Consider the following 19,261-nt stretch of genomic DNA (forward strand, 5'->3'; position numbering starts at 1 on the left):
GTCAGCTCGGTGCAGCGCGTGACCGACATCATGGCCGAGATCTCGTCCGCCTCGCAGGAACAGAGCGCCGGCATCGAGCAGGTCAACCAGACCGTGGTGCAGATGGACGAAGCCACCCAGCAGAACGCCGCACTGGTGGAGGAAGCCACCGCCGCCGCACGCGCGATGGAGGAACAGGCCACCCAGCTGGCCGAGGCGGTATCGGTGTTCCGTACGGGAACCGGCAGCGCCAACGCCAATAGCCGGCCGGCCAACCGCCCTCTCTCCCGCCCCGTGGCAGCGCCCCGTGCCCCGGCGCCGAAGCTGGCCCCCGCCCCGCGCCCCATGAAGTCGGCGATGGCCACACATGCCGAAGAGTGGCAGGAGTTCTGACACCACTCTCCACCAACAGGCCCGCGCTCGCGGGCCTGCTTCATTCCCCTTGATCGAGCGGATAGGCGTATGCGCAGGAATCTTCCAGTAACCGGGAATGAGATCGTTCTTGGCGATGGCTGCACCATCGTTTCGAAGACGGATATCAAAGGTGTCATCGAGGAAATCAATCAGGACTTCCTTGACATCAGTGGTTTCACCACCGAAGAGCTGGTGAACAAGGCCCATAACATCGTCCGTCACCCGGACATGCCGGAACTGGCGTTTTCGGATCTCTGGAAAGACCTGAAAGCCGAGCGCCCCTGGGTCGGTATGGTCAAGAACCGCTGCAAGAACGGCGACCACTACTGGGTCCAGGCGCACTTCTCCCCGCGCTATGAAGACGGCAGGCTGATCGGCTACATGTCAGTGCGCCGGAAGGCGACACGACAGGCAATCCAGGAAGCCGAAGCCGCCTACGCCAGGATCCGGAATGGCGAACCGGGCCTTACCATTTCCCACGGCAGAGTGGTCAAAGCCACGTGGATGCCACGCCTTGTTCGTCAGTTCAACCTGCTGCTCCGGCGCAACCACGTCCAGGTCGCGATGCAGCTGCTTGCACTGGCGGCAGTGGGAATGCTTGGATTCTGCCTGGCGCAGGGGAGCACCTGGTTGGCGCTCCCCTGCGGCCTGCTCGCTGGCGTGCTGGGCTACACGCTTATTCGGGAAACACACCGACGCAGCCGACGGCTGACCACGCTCACCAGCTCGGTGCGCTCCATTTCCGAAGGCAACTACACCGCCTCGATCGATATCCTCGGCGACGGCGAGATCAGCAACCTCGCACGGTCGATCAAGGCCATGCAGGTGCGGCAGGGTTATGAAATACAGCAGATAAAACAGCAGTCCGCAGCCAATCTACGCATCCGCACCGCGCTGGACGACGTCACCACCAGCGTGATGATCGCCGACGCCGACCTCAACATCATCTACACCAACCGTCCGCTGATGGAGATGCTGGGCAAGGCCGAACAGGACATGCGCCGCGACCTGCCGAACTTCGATATGAAGACGCTGATCGGCAGCAACATCGACATCTTCCACAAGCATCCGCCGCACCAGCGCAAGCTGCTGGGCGAACTGCGCGGCACCCACCGCGCGCAGATCAGCGTCGGCGGCCACGTGATGCGGCAGATCATCAATCCGGTGGCCGATGCCGACGGCAAGCGCATCGGCTACGTGGTCGAGTGGGACGACCGTACCCTCGAGGTGCAGGTGGAGAAGGAAGTCAGCGACATCATCGTCGCCGCCTCGCGCGGCGACCTGTCCGGCCGTATCCGGCTGGAAGACAAGAGTGGCTTCCTGCTGCAGATCTCCGAGCAGCTCAATGGCCTGTTGGCGGCCATCGGCAGCAGCGTCGAGCAGGTCTCCAGCGTGCTTCGCGCGCTCTCGCAGGGTGACCTCACCGTGCAGATGGAGGGCGACTACCGCGGCACGTTCGCCGACATGCGCGACGACACCAACGCCACCGTCATCCAGCTCACCGGCATCATCGACCGCATCCAGACTGCGGCGTCCAGCATCCAACGCGCGGCGGCGGAAATCGCCACCGGCAACAACGACCTGTCGCGCCGCACCGAGCAGCAGGCCGCCAACCTGGAGGAAACCGCCGCCTCGATGGAGGAGCTGACCTCCACCGTGCGCCAGAACGCCGAGCACGCCCGCCAGGCCAACCAGCTGGCCCAGGGCGCGCACGGCGTGGCCTCCCAGGGCGGCGACATCGTCGGCAAAGTGGTCACCACCATGTCGGCCATCGAAGCCTCGTCGAAGAAGATCGCCGACATCATCAGCGTCATCGACGGCATCGCCTTCCAGACCAACATCCTGGCCCTGAACGCGGCAGTGGAAGCCGCACGCGCCGGCGAGCAGGGCCGCGGCTTCGCTGTGGTCGCCTCGGAAGTGCGTACCCTCGCCCAGCGCTCGGCCGGTGCTGCCAAGGAGATCAAGGACCTGATCGGGGATTCGGTCGGCAAGGTGTCCGAAGGCTCTGCGCTGGTGCACCAGGCCGGCTCCACCATGGGCGAGATCGTCAGCTCGGTGCAGCGCGTGACCGACATAATGGCCGAGATCTCCGCCGCTTCGCAGGAGCAGAGCGCGGGCATCGAGCAGGTCAACCAGACCGTGGTGCAGATGGACGAAGCCACCCAGCAGAATGCCGCGCTGGTGGAGGAAGCCACCGCCGCCGCCCGTTCGATGGAGGAGCAGGCCAACGAACTGGCCTCCGCGGTAGCAATGTTCCGCACCACCTCCGCCCAGGCGGCACCGACCACACGGCCGATACTCAAGGCCGTGCCGCAACCGCCAGCATCATCCCGCGCACGCCCAACCCCGTCGGCGTCCACCACTGCCAACAGTAACGAATGGCAGGAGTTCTAGATCCCCGCTCGGGAGAGTGCCACTCCAGCCACTCCCAATCCGGAAGTGAGCCCTCCGTCGATGAACATGCAACGTCCGATGAAAATGCGACTTCAAAGCAAGATGCCCCGGCCGGGCATACAACAGGGGAGCGGGAATCTTCCGGCTGCACAATCCTGGCGGGGCCTGCCCCTCGTTGGGGCGCTTCTGGTGCTGCCAATGCTGGTCACCCTGTACGGACCGCGTGTCGACCTGCTCGGTCCGCACGCCAGCACGCTGCCGGCGCTCCACTTCGCACTGGAGATGTTCTCGATAGTGGTATCGCTGCTGGTGGTCATCGCGTCCTTCCAGACGCTCGACACGCACCGACCGCCACTGGCCAACAGCCTGATTCTGGTGTTTACAACAGTAGCGACGCTGGACTTCCTGCATGCGCTTTCCTATAGCGGCATGCCGTCCCTGCTCTCGCCCAACGGCATGTCCAAGGCGATCTTCTTCTGGCTGTCCGGACGCATCGCGGAGTTGATCGGCTTCGTGTTGCTGCTCAGCGGGCTGGTGCTGAGGGGCCCGCACGGCCTGTGGCTTCTGCTTGGCATCGTCGTGAGCCTGCTGATGGCATTGCTGGAACCTCAGGCCAGGCATTGGCAATCGGCATTGTTCATCGAAGGGCTGGGAGGCATGCCGGTGAATGCCCGCCTCGGCCTGGCGTTATGCGCCGGCTATCTGCTGATGGCGGCCTGGATGGCGCGGGCGACGACCGAGCGTCCGCTGTTCACCGCCCTCGCCAAGGCCAGCTTCATCCTGGGAATCGGCGAGCTGGGCTTCATCCGCTGGAGCACCCCGACCGAGGCAGGCGTGCTGCTGGGGCATGTCTACAAGGTGCTGGCTTATCTATGTGTTTTCCGGGGCATCTACCTCGCTTCGATGCGCCTGCCCTACGAGGAAATGGTGGCATCGCGCCGGTGTCTGGCCAGGAAGGAAGCGGAGTACCGTTCACTGGTGAGCAACATGCCCATCGGGCTGATGCAGCTCGATGACCACCTGCGCCTGTGCTTTGCCAGCCCGACGGTCGAACGGAGCCTGGGCCATCCATTGGAGAGCATCCAGGGAAGGCATATCAGCGAGGTCTTGCCGGCGGAGGTTGCGGCGAAAATCATTCCTGGCCTGCTGGGCGCCTTGGGCGGCGAACGGACGGAGCAGGACTATGACCTGGTCTCGGCCGCAGGAGAACAGCTGCACCACAGCTTCATCGCCGTTCCCGACCGCGACGGCAACAATGCGACAAGAGGCGTTCTGGCCCTCTTCCAGGACACCACCGAGCGCACCCGCGCCCAGCAGCAGCTGGACCTGGCCGTGCGCGAGACCAGCGAGCTGCGTGCCGCGCTGGACGCGCATGCGATCGTCGCGATGACCGATCACAAGGGGGTCATCACCCGGGTCAACGACAAGTTCTGCCAGATCTCGCAGTATTCGCGGCAGGAGCTGATTGGCAGCAATCATCGCATCATCAACTCCGGGCGGCATCCCAAGACGTTCTTCAAGGAGATGTGGGCCACGATCGGCCGCGGCAGAGTATGGAACGGGGATGTCTGCAACCGTGCCAAGGACGGCTCGTTCTACTGGGTACAGACCACGATCGTGCCATTGCTGGGCGAGAACGGGCGGCCGGCGCAGTACATCGCCATCCGCGCGGACATCACCCAGCGCAAGCTGGCCGAGAAAGAGGCCCGGCGGCTGGCCTACCACGACGCCCTGACCGGACTGGGCAACCGGCGGCTGATGATGGAGCAGCTCACTCTCGCTGCCGAGCGGGCACAGCAGGTGCACAGCTTCGGCGCACTGGCGATGATCGACCTGGATCACTTCAAGGAGATCAACGACACCCAGGGCCACCCGCAGGGTGACAGCCTGCTGCAGCAGGTAGCCACCCGCTTGAAGGAAGCGGCCCGGCCCGACGACGTCATCGTGCGACTGGGAGGCGATGAGTTCTGCGTGCTGTTCCATAACCTGGGTCCCACGTCGAAGGATGCCATCGCGCGTGCTGCGGACATCAGCGAGCGCATACGCAATACCCTGGCCGGTCCCTATCGGCTGGGGAACACGGTGTTGAACGTCACCGCCAGCATCGGCATCACCATGATCCATAGCGACTACGATGCCAGCGAGCTGATCCAGCGCGCCGACCAGGCGCTCTACAAGGCCAAGGAAAGCGGCCGCAACACTCTGCAGTTCTTCGACGCGCGCCTGCAGGCCGAGATGGCAAACCGCATCAGCCTGCTGCGCGATCTCCGCCGCGCCATCGAGGACGAGCAGCTACGCCTTCACTACCAACCCATCGTTGACGTGGAGATGCGCGTGACCGGTCACGAGGCACTGCTGCGCTGGCAACACCCCAACCTGGGCATGGTGCCGCCGGACGTCTTCATTCCATTGGCCGAGCAGATCAACGTGATCCTGCCGCTCGGCATCTGGGTGCTGGTGACCGCCTGCCTGCAGATCAAGGACTGGGCGGACGACCCGGTCCGCTCGCAATGGAGCATTTCGGTGAACGTCAGTGCACGCCAGCTCCACGACCCCGACTTCGTCTCCAGCGTGGAGACCGTGCTTGAACGTACCGGAGCCAATCCGCGCAGCCTGCGTCTGGAACTGACTGAAAGCATGCTGCACACCAACCTGGACGCCGTGATCGGGAAGATGCAACTGCTGCGCAAGCGCGGAGTGCGCTTCTCGCTTGACGACTTCGGCACCGGGTACTCCTCGCTGAGCTATCTCAGGCAACTTCCGGTGGAGCAGCTCAAGATCGACCGATCGTTCGTACGGGACATCCAGAACAACACGGACGACATGGCCATCGTCAAGATGATCCTGGCGCTGGCGACATCGATGGGAGTGGAGGTCGTAGCCGAAGGCGTGGAGACCGAAGCACAACACGCCCGGCTGCTCAGCTACGGCTGCCAGAAGTACCAGGGCTACCTGTTCGGCAAGCCGGCCGAAATCCATTGAGCGAGACGGGGGCGGCAACCGGCAGCCACCCGATGAACTTGCCGGGAACGCTTTTGGATCAGGCGATGGTGCCGCTTATCCGAATCGAACGGATGACCTACTGTTTACAAGACAGTTGCTCTACCGACTGAGCTAAAGCGGCGATGGTTCGCGCGGCGCATCAGCGATGCGTCGGGGCTGCATTCTAGCGCAGGCGGGCGCAGTCGAGCGATTGCCGCTGGGTGGCGCCACTGCGCTTGTGCAGGTCCTCTGCGCTGGCGGTATCGACATAGGCCGCGTCCAGCCACCAGCTGGCGGCGGCCTCCGCGCCATTGCCGACGATCCGCGCCGGGAAACCGGCTGTTGCCAGCGCGGCAAGGCGCCGCTCGGCGCCCTCGCGGTTGCGGTACTGGCCCAGTGCCACCGCGTTGGCGTCGTCGCCCTGGGCGATGATGAAGTAGTCGCTGATGCCGGCGTCCGCGATGCGCTTGACCGTGGCCTGTGCTTCCTCGCGGCTGGCTGCCGGCGGAATGAGGACGCGGTAGCTGGTCGCCGCCTTTGGCTGCACCTCGCGCGGATGCGAGCGCACCAGATCCGCTCCCAGCGTGGCTGCGGCCGCCAGCGCCCGGTCCCTGCTCTCGAACGGCCCGAAACTGGAACACCGCTCCGGACGGGGCGACGGTGCCGCGCTGGGTTCCGCCGTTGCGGTAGAGGGCGTGGCCGCAGGCTTGTCCGCTTCCGCCGGCGCGTTGGCCAGGCCGCTTGCGGGGGTCGCAGGCGCTGTGGGCGGCGATTCCGGTATGGCTGGAGAAGACGTTTCCACGGCGTCCATGGGAACAAGCTCCAGCGTGGCCACACCGGCTTCGGTAGCCACGGGTGCCGTTGCCGGTGTCGCGCGCGGCACCATCCACCACAACGCGACGCCGAGGTTGAGGATGGCCAGTGCGACGATCAGGAAGCGAATCAGCATGGTGCGATCCTAGCGTCCCGGCGCCTTCTGGTGCACGGCCCAGCGGGCCAGCCCATCCAGCACCAGGGCCGGTCGGTGCTCCGCGTCCGGCAGCAGCGGCAACAGGGGAACCGCGCCACCACCATGCATCACCAGCACCGGCACGGTGCCGAGCCGTTCGGCGCCATGCCGCAGGCTGCGTTCGACCAGCGCCACCGCCGCGCCGTCGCACCCCGACGCCAGCGCGTCGGCGGTGTCGTTGGCGAACTCTGCATAGTCGCCGCCGCTGGCCGGCAGCTGCGCCGCGCGCGCATGCAGGGCCTCGCGCATGACCGTGGGCGAGGCGCCGATGCGCCCGCCGAGATGCCGGCCATCGGCATCCATCAGGTCGATGGTCAGCGCCGTGCCCACGCCGACCACCAGCACCGGCCGTTGCGCGGCGGCCGCGGCGAGCAGGGCCAGGAAGCGGTCGACACCCAGTTTCTCCGGTCGTGCATAGGCGATGGTGACGCCCGCGCATGCCGGCAGGGTCCGCGCCACCTGCACGCGCGCGAAGCGGGCATGCAGCAGTTCCATCACCGTCGTGGTCAATGCCGGCGCCGCGACGCTGGCCACCCAGGCGGTATCGCCGCGCGGCAAGGCTTCCAGGGCGGTCGCGGTCATGGCCTCGGCACCATGCGCCCACGCCTGCACGCTGCCGGCGGCGGTACCTTCGAGCGGCGCGAACTTGAAACGCGAATTGCCCAGGTCGAACAGCCAGTCGCTCATTGCACCCTCACGCTGACTTCTCCGGCATGGAAATGGCGTTCGCCGCCGTCGATGGCGATGCGCAACGCGCCATCCTCAGCCAGGCCAAGCGCGGTGCCTTCATGCAGGGCACCCGCTTCCTCCACGCGCACCAGCCGGCCGGCCAGCACGTCCATCGCCGCGTAGCGTGGCAGGAACGGCGCCAGTCCCTGCTGCTCGAACTGGTCCAATGCCGGCAGCAGATGCGACAGCAGCGTGGCAACCACCTGGTTGCGGGATACCGGTGCACCGGCCAGCGTGTCCAGATCCATCCAGGGCTGGGTGATGTCGGCGGCAATGCCGACGGGCATGCGCACGTTCAAGCCGAGCCCGATCACCGCGCGCGCGGGGCCGGCGAACTCGCCGCCACCTTCCACCAGCAGGCCGCCCAGCTTGCGGCCGTCGACCAGCACGTCGTTGGGCCATTTCAGCCCCGCCTCTGCGAAGCCCAGCGCATGCAGCGCTTCGCCTACCGCCACGCCCGCGGCCAGGCTCAGCCCGCCCATGCGCGACAGGCCGCCGGCAAAGGCCCGCGACACGGACAGATAGATGTTGGCGGCCAGCGGCGAGGCCCATTGCCTGCCGCGGCGGCCGCGGCCGCCGGTCTGGCGCTCGGCCAGCAGGACGTCGACGCCGCGCAAAGGCGCGCTGCGCCGCAGCAATTCGCTGTTGGTCGAGCCGACCGTCCAGCCGATTTCCAGCGCCGCGAGCGAAGCCGCCACATCGGGCACCAGCTGCCCCAGGATGCGGGCACGATCCAGTAGTTCCAGCGGCTGGGCCAGCCGGTAGCCATCGCCTGCACGGCCCTCGATGGCCACGCCGGCCGCCCGCAACCCCTGGATCCGCTTCCAGATGGCGGCCCGGGTCTGGCCAAGTCCACGCGCCAGGGCGTCGCCGGAAAAGGCGCCCTCGCCCAGCTTGGCCAGCAATTCACGGTCGTCCACGACGAATCTTCTGATCGCAACAGATCGGCCGATTATGCGTGAAGGCGCCCGGGCCGCCCATGGGCCCTTCCTGTCCCGCTGGAAAAGCAGGCTAGAATCGGGAGCTCAACCGCCCCCGGATGTCGACGATGCGCCGTACCGCCCATTGCCTGATCCTGCTGCTGGCCCCCGTGGCCGCGCATGCCGCGGAGGCTATCGACACCCCGGCCCGCAATGGCTGCACCTATGCGCCGGGCGAAGTGGAACGCGTGGCGGTTCCCGCCGCGTCGGTGAACCTGGCCAACGCCGCTCCCCCGTCCCAGCCCAAGCACGCCATACCGGCGCCGCAACAGGCCGGCGGCGGCGGCGACGAGGAGATCATTCCGCGGCTGCGCGCACCGAAGTGGCACCGGCTCCTGCCCGGTATGTTCCGCTGATCCAGTCGTTGCTGCGCCGCTGGCGGCGCAAACCCCCTTCCGTGGAAGAAGCGCTCTGGCAGGACACCTGCCAAGCATGCCCGTGGCTGCACGCCCTGGACGCCGCCCGCCAGGAACGGCTGCGCGGGCTGGCGGCGCATTTCCTGCAACGCAAGACCATCACCCCGGTGGCCGGGCTGGAACTGGACGAAGGCCAGCGCCTGCTGCTGGCCGCGCTGTGCTGCCTGCCGCTGCTGGAATTCGGGCTGGAAGGCCTGCATGGCTGGTCCGAACTGGTGGTTTATCCGGATGCGTTCCGGGTGCGCCGCAACCACATGGACGCTGCCGGCGTACTGCACGAATGGGACGACGAGCTGATCGGCGAGGCCTGGGACAGCGGCCCGCTGCTGCTGTCGTGGGCCGATGTGCAGGCCGACATCGCCGACCCGCAGTCGGGGTTCTGCGTGGCCGTGCACGAAATGGCGCACAAGATCGATGTACTGGACGGCGCGCTCGACGGCACGCCGCCGCTGCCGCGCGACTGGCAACGGCAATGGGCCGGCGATTTCCAGCGCAGCTACGACGCCTTCTGCACGCAGGTGGACGCCGGCCGCGACACGGCGATCGATCCCTACGCGGCCGAAGCACCGGAGGAGTTCTTCGCCGTTACCACCGAATACCACTTCTCCGCCCCGCAGCTGCTGGAACGGGAAATGCCGGAGGTGGCCGCACACCTGCGCCGTTTCTACGGGCCTTCGCCGTTCGCCGCGCGGCCGCCAGAACGCCCGTAGGAGCGGCTTCAGTCGCGAACGGCGGCATTGGCGGCAGAACCCATTGGTGGCTGAAGCCGCTCCTGCGGGCTTTCGGCCGGTCGCCGGATCACAACCCCGGCGGCAAGGTCACTTCAAAACGCGCGCCGCCCAGTTCCGGCGACCGCTTGACCTGCAGTTCCCCGCGATAGTCCTTGATCAGGTCCTGCACGATCGACAGGCCGATGCCATGGCCCTGCACGCGCTCGTCGCCACGCACGCCACGCTGCAGCACCTTTGCGATGTTTTCCTCGGCGATGCCGGGGCCGTCGTCGTCCACCGCCAGCACCAGACCTGCGCGCCGCCCCGGTGCGCAGGGAATCGAGCGCGCGGTCAACAGCACGCGGCGCCTGGCCCATTTGAAGGCGTTTTCCAGCAGGTTCCCCATCAGCTCCTGCAGGTCGCCCGGCTCGCCGTAGAAGTTGACGCCCGGCTCCAGTTCGAACTCGCACAGCACGCCCTTGCTGGCGTAGATCTTCTCCAGCCCCGGCACGATGTCTTCGGCAGTGGCCTCGATCGGCACCGGTGCGGAGAACAGCTTGTGGCCGGACGAAGCCGCGCGCGCCAGCTGATAGGAAACCAGGTTGTTCATGCGCTGCAGCTGCACGTCCAGTTCCTCGCGCAGCGCGCCGTCGCCGGCACCGCTGTCCAGCTGCGTGCGCAGCACCGCGATCGGCGTCTTCAGGCTGTGCGCGAGATCGGCCAGGGTATTGCGCTGTCGCTCGAGGTTCTCGCGTTCGCTCTCGATGAAGGCATTGATGCTGTCGGTCAGCGGTTCCAGCTCGCGCGGGTGCATCTCGCTCATGCGCTCGCGCTCGCCGCGCTGCACGCGGGTCAGCTCGTTGATCACGCGCTTGAGCGGGCGCAGGCTCCACTGCAGCACCAGGGTCTGCAGCAGCAACAGGATCAGGCCGGTGACGCCCAGCCAGAACCACACCGCGCTGCGGAACACGCGCAGCTGCTTGCCCAGCGCGCGCGAATCCTCGAGCACGTAGATGGTGTAAGGGAATTCGGTCTCGGGCGTGCCGTCGCCGCCCCATACCAGGCCCATGCCGTAGCGGTAGACCTCGCCGGGCGTCCCGTCGATCTGGGTGATCGGCAGCGGACCCTCGAAGGTTTCCTCGCGCGGCTCGAGCATGCGCGCGCTGACGTCGGGCAGGATCGGCCCCTCGGCGGACATGGAGTTGCCGGAATGGCCCGGCATCACCACCTGCAGGTACAGGCCGCTGCCGGGCACGTCGAAGCGCGGATCCGGCGGCTGTTCGCGGATGTAGAGCGAGCGGTCGCGGGTGAAATCGATGCCGGCCGCGTAGGAGGTGGCGTAATTCTTCAGCCGCTCGGAGAGATTGGCGCGGGCGGTACCGGCGAAAGCGGCGTCCAGCGCGTAGCCGGCCAGGGCGAGGAAGGCCACCAGGCCCACCGAGGCGGCCAGCAGCTGGCGCGCCTGCAACGAACGCGGCCGCCAGCGCCGGAAAAACCACAGACGGCCGTAGATCATGCCCGTACCGCGCGCGGCGGATCAGCCCTCGTTGCGCGGAATGGCGAAGCGGTAACCGCGTCCGCGCACGGTCTCGATCGGCTTGAGCTCGCCGTCCGGGTCCAGCTTCTTGCGCAGGCGGCCGATGAACACTTCCAGCACATTGGAATCGCGGTCGAAGTCCTGCTGGTAGATGTGCTCGGTCAGGTCGGCCTTGGAGACCAGTTCGCCGGCATGCATCATCAGGTACTCGAGCACCTTGTACTCGTAGCTGGTCAGGTCGACATTGCTGCCGGCCACGCTGACCGTCTGCGCGGCCAGGTCCAGCGCGACCGGTCCGCACTCCAGCGTCGGCTTGGACCAGCCGGCGGCGCGGCGCAGCAGCGCGTTGACGCGGGCCAGCAGCTCTTCGACATGGAACGGCTTGACCAGGTAGTCGTCGGCGCCCTGCTTCAGGCCCTCGACCTTGTCCTGCCAGCTCGAACGCGCGGTCAGGATAAGCACCGGGAACTTCTTGCCTTCGTCGCGCAGCGCCTTGATCAGTTCCATGCCCGACATCTTGGGCAGGCCCAGATCGATGATGCCGACATCGAACGGCACCTCGCGGCCCATGTACAGACCTTCCTCGCCGTCCTGCGCGGCATCGACGGCAAAGCCTTCGCGCTTCAGCCGGGCTGCCAGGGTCTCGCGCAGCGGGGCTTCGTCTTCGACCAGAAGGATACGCATGAACTCTCCCTAGTTGCTTGGCCGGCGGTCACCGGCATGTGTAAGCGGATTGCGGGACAACTATCGCTGTTCAGGAGTTATCGCCGCGTGGTGGCTGCTCGACCTGGCGCGGCCCCCGGGGCGCCCGTGGCGACGGCGGCGCGTCGTCCATGTAGCGCACCCGGCCGCGGTCGTCCATGTACTTGACCCGGTTGATGTCGCGGCCGTCGTAAGGCACGCGCTCGGCGCCGAGGATGCGGCCGCCGGTCTCGCGCTGGACGCGCCGCACGGCATCGGACAGCGAGCCGGCGTTGTCGCGCATGCGCGGACGCGTTTCCCGCTCGCCACCGCGCATCTGCTCCTGCCGGCTGTCCTGCCGACCATCCTGCGCCCAGGCCTTCGCCATCGGCGTGCCGGCCGCGAAGGCGGCAGCGGCGGCGAGGACAAGAATGTGACGCGGAACCGGAAGCATGGGGGTGATCCTATCGGACTGCGGCGGATCGTTCAAAATCCGTGAAACAAGGGTCCACGGGAATTTTCACGAGACTCACGAAATCGAGGCAAATTCTTGATTTTTAGGGGTGAATCCGATCTGAACTCTCCCCGCCCGCCGCCCGCTTCGTTCAGCTATATGAGCAAAATGAATACGTACCGAGGCCTCAGGCCGCCACCCGCGCCGCCTGCTCGCGGGTGACCTGCACGGCCTGCTCGACCAGCGACCAGTCGGCTCCGGGCCGATGGGCGCCCTCGCTGAGCACCTTGCGGAAGGCGCGGCCACCCGGCTGGCCGTGGTACAGCCCGAGCAGGTGGCGGGTGATGTGTTTGAGCGCCAGTCCGCCCTGCAGCCGGGACTCGACGTAGGGGCGCATCTGCTCGAGCAGGTCCTCGCGGCTGCGAAGCGGTGCGCCGGTCTGCGCCGCTTCGAGCAGATGCAGGACATACGGGTCGTGGTAGGCCGCCCGGCCCAGCATCACCCCGTCCACGTGCGCCAGCTGCGCCTGCGCCGCCTCGACCGTGGCCAGGCCGCCGTTGAGCACCACCGGCAGGGCCGGGCGTTCGGCCTTGAGCCGCCAGGCCCAGTCGTAGCGCAGCGGCGGGATCTCGCGGTTCTCCTTGGGCGACAGGCCCTTCAGCCACGCATTGCGCGCGTGCACGACGACCATGGCCGCACCGGCCTGCACCTGGCGGTCCACGAAAGCGGCGAAGGCGCCGTAGTCGTTGTCCTCGTCCACGCCCAGCCGGCACTTCACTGTGACCGGGATATCCACCACCGCGGTCATCGCCGCCACGCACTCGCCCACCAGTTCCGGCTCGCGCATCAGGCAGGCGCCGAAACGGCCGGCCAGCACGCGGTCTGAGGGGCAACCGCAGTTGAGGTTGACCTCGTCATAGCCCCAGTCGGCGGCAATGCGCGCGGCCTGCGCCAGCAGTGCCGGATCGCTGCCGCCGAGCTGCAGCGCGAGCGGATGCTCGCCAGCGTCGAAATCGAGCAGCCGCTGGCGGTCGCCATGGATCACCGCATTGGCGTGCACCATCTCGGTATAGAGCCGTGCGCCGGGCGCAAGGATCCGGTGGAACGCCCGGCAATGGGTGTCCGTCCAGTCCATCATCGGCGCGACGGACAGGCGCAGGGAGGCGGCATAGCGCGGATCGTGGTTCGGCTGCAAAACGGATTCTTCCGGGTGTGGCGTCGGCTTCACCTGCGGCCTGTGGCGGCTGCGCAGGGATGCCAAGGGTAAACGAAGCGCCTGAACGGGGCCGCTCCCCGGGGCCGGCCATGACCGGGCGACGCCGGCGCGGGGCGGGCGCTGCGGATGGATGCGGCAAGGCGCACGCCGCCAGGCCGGGCGAGAATACGCCCATGAACGCCTACCTCCTGCTTGCCTGCGCCATCGTCCTGGAAGTCGTCGCCACCTCCCTGCTCAAGGCCTCCGACGGCATGAGCCGTCTGTGGCCGACGCTGGGCGCACTGGCCGGCTATGGCCTGTGCTTCTGGCTGCTGTCGATGGTGATGAAGTCGGTGCCGACCGGCATCGCCTACGCGATCTGGTCCGGGGTGGGCATCGTGCTGATCTCGCTGATCGGTCTGGTCGTGTTCCGGCAGAAGCTCGACCTGCCGGCGCTGGTCGGCATCGCGCTGATCTGCGCCGGCGTGGTGGTGATCAATGTGTTCTCGCGCACGACCGCGCACTGAGCCACGGCGTCCTCCTTGCGCTTTCTGGATCCATGCCGCGGCGGCGCTTGACCGCCGCCGCGCGCCTGCCTATCGTGTGCGCGCCGAAGGTATCCATCGCTTTATTCGGATGAAGGGATGGAATTAAACGGGAATCCGGTGAAGCGCGCCCGCAAGGCCCGCCATTCCGGAGCTGCCCCGCAGCGGTGAATGGAAACGACCGCCGTCATCGAGCACTGGGCCAAGGCCCGGGAAGCGACGGCCACTAGGCGGACGCAACCGCGTCCATGTCCATCAGCCCGAATACCGGCCTGGGCCGGGAGGCACGTCGCCTCCTGTTTCGACCTGGCGTCTCCGCGGGGAGGCGGCCGGAACCGTCCGCACGTCCGTGCGGCGGCGCCGCCTGCCTTTGCCCTGGAGCCCGGTTCGCCCGCGGGGGCGAAGGTCGCTGGCGGGGTGGCTGGCCGATCCGACAGGGATCAGCACGACATCGCGCGGTTCCTTCGTTCCTCAATGCCCAAGCAATGAGGAGTGCCATGACAACCGTTACCAACCTGGGGTTTCCCCGCATCGGCGCACGCCGCGAACTCAAGCGCGCGCTGGAAAGCCACTGGCGCGGCGAGAGCGATGCCGCGCAGCTGCAGGCCACCGCCGCGGAGCTGCGCGTGCGCCATTGGAAGCTGCAATGCGAGTCCGGCGTTGACCTGCCGCCGAGCAACGACTTTTCGCTGTACGACCATGTGCTCGACACCGCGTTCCTGTTCGACGCCATTCCCGCCCGCTACCGCGCCCTCGCCGACCGCGAGCCGCTGGCCGCGTACTTCGCGATGGCGCGCGGCCTGCAGCAGCCGGGCATCGACGTGCCTGCGCTGGAAATGACCAAGTGGTTCGACACCAACTACCACTACCTGGTGCCGGAACTGCAGGCCGGCCAGGGCTTCGCGCTGCGCGGCGACAAGCCGTTGGCCGAATACCGCGAGGCGAAGGCGCTGGGCATCCAGACCCGCCCGGTGCTGCTGGGGCCGGTGAGTTTCCTGCTGCTGTCCAAGACCATCGACGGCAGCGATCCGCTGGCCCTGCTCGATGCCCTGCTGCCGGTCTACGCGCAATTGCTTGAAGCCTTGAAGGCCGAAGGCGCGCAGTGGGTGCAGCTGGACGAACCCGCGCTGGTGCAGGACCTGGACGATGCCGCCCGCGCCGCATTCAAGCAAGCCTATGCCCGCCTGGCCGATGGCCCGCGCCCGGACATCCTGCTGGCCACCTACTTCGGCGCACTCGAGGACAACCTCGCCCTGGCCACGTCGCTGCCGGTGCAGGGCCTGCACGTGGACCTGGTGCGCGCGCCCGAACAACTCGATGCCGTCCTGCGCGCACTGCCGGCCAGCCGCGTGCTGTCGCTGGGCCTGATAGACGGCCGCAACATCTGGCGCAACCCGCTGGACAACGCGCTGATCCTCGCCCGCTATGCCCACGGCCACCGGGGTGGCGAGCGGCTGTGGCTGGCACCTTCGTGCTCGCTGCTGCACTGCCCGGTCGACCTGTCGCTGGAGAAGAAGCTCGATGCCGAACTGTGCGGCTGGCTGGCGTTCTCGCGGCAGAAGCTGGAGGAACTGCGGCGGCTTGCCGATGCGCTGGATGGCCGCGAGGGCGCCGAAGCGGCACTGGCGCCCGCCCGCGAAGCCATCGAATCGCGGCGCCGCTCGCCGCGCGTGCACAACGCCGCAGTCAAGGCGCGCGTGGCCGCGCTTACCGCCGCCGATGCCGCCCGCGCCACGCCGCATGCGCAACGTCTGCCGCTGCAGGCGACGGCGCTGCGCCTGCCGCCCTTCCCCACCACCACCATCGGCTCGTTCCCGCAGACACAGGAAGTGCGCGAGGCCCGCGCCCGCAACAAATCGGGCAAGCTCTCCGACGCCGACTACGAGGCCTTCCTCGCCGCGCAGACCGAGCAGTGTGTCCGCGTGCAGGAGCAGATCGGCCTGGATGTTCTGGTGCATGGCGAGTTCGAGCGCAACGACATGGTCGAGTACTTCGGCGAACAGCTCGACGGCTTCGCCTTCACCGGCAATGGCTGGGTGCAGAGCTATGGCTCGCGCTGCGTGAAGCCGCCGGTCATCTATGGCGACGTCAGCCGCCCCGCGCCGATGACGGTGCGCTGGTCGCAGTACGCGCAATCGCTGACCGGGCGGCCGATGAAGGGCATGCTCACCGGCCCGGTGACGGTGCTGCAGTGGTCGTTCGTGCGCGACGACCAGGAGCGTGCGCAGACCTGCCGGCAGATCGCGCTCGCGCTGCGCGACGAAGTCAACGATCTGGAAGCGGCCGGCATCGCCGCCATCCAGATCGACGAGCCGGCGCTGCGCGAGGGCCTGCCATTGCGCCAGGCGCAGCGGCAGCGATATCTGGACTGGGCCGTGGAGGCGTTCCGCATCGCCGCCAGCGGCGTGGCCGACGCCACCCAGATCCATACCCACATGTGCTACGCGCAGTTCAACGACATCATCGACTCGGTGGCGGCGCTGGACGCGGACGTGATCTCGATCGAGACCTCGCGCTCGCGCATGGAACTGCTCGATGCGTTCGCGCGCTTCGACTATCCCAACCAGGTCGGGCCGGGCGTGTACGACATCCACTCCCCGCGTGTGCCCGACCGCGCCGAGATGGTCGAACTGCTGCGCAAAGCCATCGAGGTGCTGCCGGCGGAAAAACTGTGGGTGAACCCGGACTGCGGCCTGAAGACCCGCGCCTGGCCGGAGACGCGCGCCGCGCTGGAGGCGATGGTGGAAGCGGCGCAGGTGCTGCGCGGCGAGTTCGCCGCTGCCTGAGCAATGCCACGGAGGCCCGGTGCCGGGCCTCCGCGGTCAATTGACGGCCAACCCGGGCAGTTCCACCGACACCACGCCTTCGATGCGGCCCAGCTGTTCCGCCTTGGCCAGCATCTGCTCGCGCGGCAGTGGCGGGTCGCAATCGATATCGACGATGTCGTTGTCCTGTTCGCGCGGGCGCAGGGTGATGCGCTTCACCGGCAGGCCGGCATCGCTGGCCGCCGCTTCGACACGCGCCAGCGGCGTGCCCACCGCCACGCGCAGGCGCAGCCGGCCGCTGCGCGCGCGGCGGCGCAGGTAACGCTGCTCCAGCGGTTTGAGCAACGCCAGGATCGCCCACATCAACACCGTTGCCATGATCGCCGCCGCATACAGGCCGGAACCCGCGGCCAGGCCGACCGACGCCACCGCCCACAGCCCCGCCGCCGTGGTCAGGCCGCGGATCACCTGCTCGCGCTGCAGGAACAGGATGGTGCCGGCGCCGAGGAAGCCGACGCCGCTGACCACCTGCGCGGCGATGCGCGAAGGATCGAGCTGGATGTTGGGATGGTCCAGCACGTCGAAGAAGCCGAACGCGGACACGATGACGGCCAGCGCCGAGCCCACGCAGACGAGCATGTGCGTGCGCAGGCCCGCCGCCCATTCCAGGCGCCCGCGGTTGATGCCGATCACCGCACCAAGCAGGGCCGCCAGCAGCAGCCGCAGGCCAAGTTCCCACCACTGGATCATTGCCGCCTCCCCGTCGCTTGCCGTTGCCGCAGTGTAGGCCGTTGCGCCCGCTGCGCCGCATCGCGTCGTGAACGCTGCAGACCCGGCGCCGGCCGGTGCGGCGTTACACTCCATGGCCCCCCGCACCGGAACCTGCGATGTACGGCAATGACACAGCCCTGCTGGTGATCGACCTGCAACCCGATTTCATGCCCGGCGGCGCGCTGCCCTGCCACCAGGGCGATGCCATCGTGCCGGGCATCGCCGCACTGCTCGCGCAGCGCCGCTACGCGACCGTCGTCGCCACGCAGGACTGGCACCCGGCCGACCACGCCTCGTTCGCCAGCCAGCACGCCGGGCGCAGGCCGTTCGAGTCGATCGAACTGCACGGCCATGCGCAGACGCTGTGGCCGGACCACTGCGTACAGGGCAGCCCGGGCGCAGCGCTGCACCCGCAGGTGGACTGGAACAGTGCCGACCTGATCCTGCGCAAGGGCAGCGACCGCCAGGTGGATTCGTACAGCGCGTTCCGCGAGAACTTCGGTCCGCAGGGCGACCGCCCGGCCACCGGCCTGGCCGGCTGGCTGCATGAGCGCGGCATCGCCGAGGTGCACGTGTGCGGGCTGGCGCGCGACTACTGCGTGCTGTGGAGCGCGCAGGACGCAGCCATCAGCGGCTTCCGCGTGCGCTTCCTGTGGGAACTGACGCGACCGGTGTCGGCGGACAACGACGAAGCCACGCGCATCGCGCTGATCGAGGCCGGGATCGCCATCGAGAAGTGATCCCCTGGCTCAGCGGAACACCACCGTGCGGTGGCCGTTGAGCAGGATGCGGTGTTCGACGTGGCGGCGCACCGCACGGGCCAGCACCAGCGATTCGGTATCGCTGCCCAGCCGCACCAGGTCGCGCGGCGTCATGGCATGGTCCACGCGGGCGACGTCCTGTTCGATGATCGGGCCTTCGTCCAGGTCGCTGGTGACGTAGTGCGCGGTGGCGCCGATGATCTTGACCCCGCGTGCGTGCGCCTGGTGGTAGGGCTGGGCGCCCTTGAAGCTGGGCAGGAAGCTGTGGTGGATGTTGATCGCGCGCCCGGCCAGCGCGGTGCACAGCTGCGGCGTGAGGATCTGCATGTAGCGCGCCAGCACCACCAGATCGATGCTTTCGCGTTCGACCAGATCCAGGATCTGCCGCTCCTGCTGCGCGCGGTTTTCCGCGTTCACCGGCAGGTGCTGGAACGGCACGCCATAGGAACCGGCCAGCGCGGCGAAGTCGCCGTGGTTGGAAGCCACCGCGGCGATGTCTACTTTCAGCTGCCGGCTGTGGGCGCGGAACAGCAGGTCGTTGAGGCAATGGCCCTGCTTGCTGACCAGCACCAGCAACCGCGCGCGGCGGCGGGCGTCGTGCAGTTGCCAGTCCATCGCGAACTCTGCACCAAGCCGCCGCAGGCGCTCGCGCACGCCGGGTTCCTCGCCGGCCGCGGCCATGTCGAAATGCACCCGCAGGAAGAAGCGGCCGCTTTCCTCGTCACCGAACTGCTGGGCGTCGAGGATGTTGCAGCCGGCCTCGAACAGCAGGCCTGAAACGCGGTAGACGATGCCGGTACGGTCCGGACAGGAAAGCGTGAGGATGTAGTCGGGGCGCATCGCCGGAGTCTAGCGACGCACGAAATTTTCCGGGGAAACCAAACAAGGCCGCCGTAGCTGCGGGGCTCGCCCCGCAGAGCCCCTGCCGGGAAAGCCCCG

General features: G+C 67.7%; 16 protein-coding genes, 1 tRNA gene, 1 pseudogene and 1 riboswitch. Of the genes and pseudogenes, 8 read left to right on the forward strand and 10 right to left on the reverse strand.

The genetic code is table 11. The features are described from left to right. The 3 genes and pseudogenes from AC1DGW_RS11830 to AC1DGW_RS11840 form a co-directional block, all read left to right on the forward strand. Positions 1-372, forward strand: a pseudogene (locus tag AC1DGW_RS11830) (methyl-accepting chemotaxis protein); the annotation flags it as partial. 69 nt (positions 373-441) lie between these two features. Beyond that, positions 442-2,787, forward strand: a complete 2,346-nt coding sequence (locus AC1DGW_RS11835) for a methyl-accepting chemotaxis protein (protein ID WP_478023115.1) — start codon at positions 442-444, stop codon at positions 2,785-2,787. A 60-nt stretch (positions 2,788-2,847) separates the two neighbouring features. Then, a complete protein-coding gene (locus AC1DGW_RS11840; protein WP_478023117.1) occupies positions 2,848-5,769 on the forward strand; it encodes a bifunctional diguanylate cyclase/phosphodiesterase in 2,922 nt (973 codons plus the stop codon). Positions 5,770-5,835: 66 nt separating this feature from the next. Here AC1DGW_RS11840 and AC1DGW_RS11845 read toward each other — a convergent pair. The 4 genes from AC1DGW_RS11845 to birA form a co-directional block, all read right to left on the reverse strand. Continuing rightward, positions 5,836-5,911: transfer RNA gene (locus tag AC1DGW_RS11845), tRNA-Thr, on the reverse strand. Between the two features lie 42 nt (positions 5,912-5,953). Further along, positions 5,954-6,718, reverse strand: a complete 765-nt coding sequence (locus AC1DGW_RS11850) for an SPOR domain-containing protein (protein WP_478023119.1) — start codon at positions 6,716-6,718, stop codon at positions 5,954-5,956. A 9-nt stretch (positions 6,719-6,727) separates the two neighbouring features. Continuing rightward, entirely contained in the window at positions 6,728-7,465 is a 738-nt protein-coding gene (locus AC1DGW_RS11855; RefSeq protein WP_478023121.1) for a type III pantothenate kinase, read from the reverse strand. Next, positions 7,462-8,427, reverse strand: coding sequence for a bifunctional biotin--[acetyl-CoA-carboxylase] ligase/biotin operon repressor BirA (birA, locus tag AC1DGW_RS11860; RefSeq protein ID WP_478023124.1), 966 nt, complete (start codon positions 8,425-8,427; stop codon positions 7,462-7,464). The genes AC1DGW_RS11855 and birA overlap by 4 nt, the downstream gene beginning before the upstream one ends. A 128-nt stretch (positions 8,428-8,555) precedes the next feature. On the opposite strand from birA, the gene AC1DGW_RS11865 reads away from it, so the two are divergent. Next, positions 8,556-8,843: a hypothetical protein gene (locus AC1DGW_RS11865; protein ID WP_478023126.1), complete on the forward strand. Its 288-nt coding sequence runs from the start codon at positions 8,556-8,558 to the stop codon at positions 8,841-8,843. Beyond that, positions 8,810-9,613 (forward strand): M90 family metallopeptidase, encoded by an 804-nt coding sequence (locus AC1DGW_RS11870; RefSeq protein ID WP_478023128.1) that lies wholly within the window; start codon positions 8,810-8,812, stop codon positions 9,611-9,613. Before AC1DGW_RS11865 ends, AC1DGW_RS11870 begins: the two co-directional genes overlap by 34 nt. A gap of 88 nt (positions 9,614-9,701) precedes the next feature. Here the strand turns inward: AC1DGW_RS11870 and AC1DGW_RS11875 are convergent, their stop codons facing one another. From AC1DGW_RS11875 to dusA, 4 genes are all read right to left on the reverse strand, one after another. Further along, positions 9,702-11,129, reverse strand: a complete 1,428-nt coding sequence (locus AC1DGW_RS11875) for an ATP-binding protein (protein ID WP_055766785.1) — start codon at positions 11,127-11,129, stop codon at positions 9,702-9,704. A 21-nt stretch (positions 11,130-11,150) separates the two neighbouring features. Next, a complete protein-coding gene (locus AC1DGW_RS11880; protein ID WP_004136763.1) occupies positions 11,151-11,834 on the reverse strand; it encodes a response regulator transcription factor in 684 nt (227 codons plus the stop codon). A gap of 70 nt (positions 11,835-11,904) precedes the next feature. Beyond that, positions 11,905-12,285 carry a PepSY domain-containing protein gene (locus AC1DGW_RS11885; RefSeq protein WP_478023131.1) on the reverse strand — a complete coding sequence of 127 codons (381 nt, stop codon included), beginning with the start codon at positions 12,283-12,285 and terminating at the stop codon, positions 11,905-11,907. A gap of 187 nt (positions 12,286-12,472) precedes the next feature. After that, positions 12,473-13,480: a tRNA dihydrouridine(20/20a) synthase DusA gene (gene dusA, locus AC1DGW_RS11890; RefSeq protein ID WP_478023134.1), complete on the reverse strand. Its 1,008-nt coding sequence runs from the start codon at positions 13,478-13,480 to the stop codon at positions 12,473-12,475. 194 nt (positions 13,481-13,674) lie between these two features. Here dusA and AC1DGW_RS11895 point away from each other — a divergent pair, with 194 nt between their 5' ends. After that, complete coding sequence (locus AC1DGW_RS11895; protein ID WP_478023136.1) at positions 13,675-14,007, forward strand: SMR family transporter; 333 nt, start codon at positions 13,675-13,677, stop codon at positions 14,005-14,007. Between the two features lie 70 nt (positions 14,008-14,077). Further along, positions 14,078-14,315, forward strand: a riboswitch (cobalamin riboswitch). Positions 14,316-14,522: 207 nt separating this feature from the next. After that, positions 14,523-16,811 (forward strand): 5-methyltetrahydropteroyltriglutamate--homocysteine S-methyltransferase, encoded by a 2,289-nt coding sequence (gene metE / locus AC1DGW_RS11900; protein ID WP_478023138.1) that lies wholly within the window; start codon positions 14,523-14,525, stop codon positions 16,809-16,811. A 36-nt stretch (positions 16,812-16,847) separates the two neighbouring features. Here the strand turns inward: metE and AC1DGW_RS11905 are convergent, their stop codons facing one another. Further along, on the reverse strand, positions 16,848-17,540 hold the full coding sequence (locus AC1DGW_RS11905; protein ID WP_478023141.1) for an MgtC/SapB family protein: 693 nt from the start codon (positions 17,538-17,540) through the stop codon (positions 16,848-16,850). A gap of 137 nt (positions 17,541-17,677) precedes the next feature. Between AC1DGW_RS11905 and pncA the strand changes: the two genes are divergently transcribed. Continuing rightward, on the forward strand, positions 17,678-18,301 hold the full coding sequence (gene pncA / locus AC1DGW_RS11910; protein ID WP_478023144.1) for a bifunctional nicotinamidase/pyrazinamidase: 624 nt from the start codon (positions 17,678-17,680) through the stop codon (positions 18,299-18,301). A 9-nt stretch (positions 18,302-18,310) separates the two neighbouring features. Here pncA and purU read toward each other — a convergent pair whose 3' ends face one another. Further along, on the reverse strand, positions 18,311-19,162 hold the full coding sequence (gene purU / locus AC1DGW_RS11915) for a formyltetrahydrofolate deformylase (protein WP_478023148.1): 852 nt from the start codon (positions 19,160-19,162) through the stop codon (positions 18,311-18,313). Between the last annotated feature and the right edge of the window lie 99 nt (positions 19,163-19,261).

It is taken from the genome of Stenotrophomonas sp. 05N423 (genome assembly GCF_056397145.1).

Excerpts from the sequence above, each read along its gene's own strand:
- AC1DGW_RS11835 (WP_478023115.1), top strand. The coding sequence starts at position 442 with ATGCGCAGGAATCTTCCAGTAACCGGGAATGAGATCGTTCTTGGCGAT.
- AC1DGW_RS11840 (WP_478023117.1), top strand. The coding sequence starts at position 2,848 with ATGAACATGCAACGTCCGATGAAAATGCGACTTCAAAGCAAGATGCCC.
- AC1DGW_RS11850 (WP_478023119.1), bottom strand. The coding sequence starts at position 6,718 with ATGCTGATTCGCTTCCTGATCGTCGCACTGGCCATCCTCAACCTCGGC.
- AC1DGW_RS11855 (WP_478023121.1), bottom strand. The coding sequence starts at position 7,465 with ATGAGCGACTGGCTGTTCGACCTGGGCAATTCGCGTTTCAAGTTCGCG.
- AC1DGW_RS11865 (WP_478023126.1), top strand. The coding sequence starts at position 8,556 with ATGCGCCGTACCGCCCATTGCCTGATCCTGCTGCTGGCCCCCGTGGCC.
- AC1DGW_RS11875 (WP_055766785.1), bottom strand. The coding sequence starts at position 11,129 with ATGATCTACGGCCGTCTGTGGTTTTTCCGGCGCTGGCGGCCGCGTTCG.
- AC1DGW_RS11880 (WP_004136763.1), bottom strand. The coding sequence starts at position 11,834 with ATGCGTATCCTTCTGGTCGAAGACGAAGCCCCGCTGCGCGAGACCCTG.
- AC1DGW_RS11885 (WP_478023131.1), bottom strand. The coding sequence starts at position 12,285 with ATGCTTCCGGTTCCGCGTCACATTCTTGTCCTCGCCGCCGCTGCCGCC.
- AC1DGW_RS11895 (WP_478023136.1), top strand. The coding sequence starts at position 13,675 with ATGAACGCCTACCTCCTGCTTGCCTGCGCCATCGTCCTGGAAGTCGTC.
- metE (WP_478023138.1), top strand. The coding sequence starts at position 14,523 with ATGACAACCGTTACCAACCTGGGGTTTCCCCGCATCGGCGCACGCCGC.
- AC1DGW_RS11905 (WP_478023141.1), bottom strand. The coding sequence starts at position 17,540 with ATGATCCAGTGGTGGGAACTTGGCCTGCGGCTGCTGCTGGCGGCCCTG.
- pncA (WP_478023144.1), top strand. The coding sequence starts at position 17,678 with ATGTACGGCAATGACACAGCCCTGCTGGTGATCGACCTGCAACCCGAT.
- purU (WP_478023148.1), bottom strand. The coding sequence starts at position 19,162 with ATGCGCCCCGACTACATCCTCACGCTTTCCTGTCCGGACCGTACCGGC.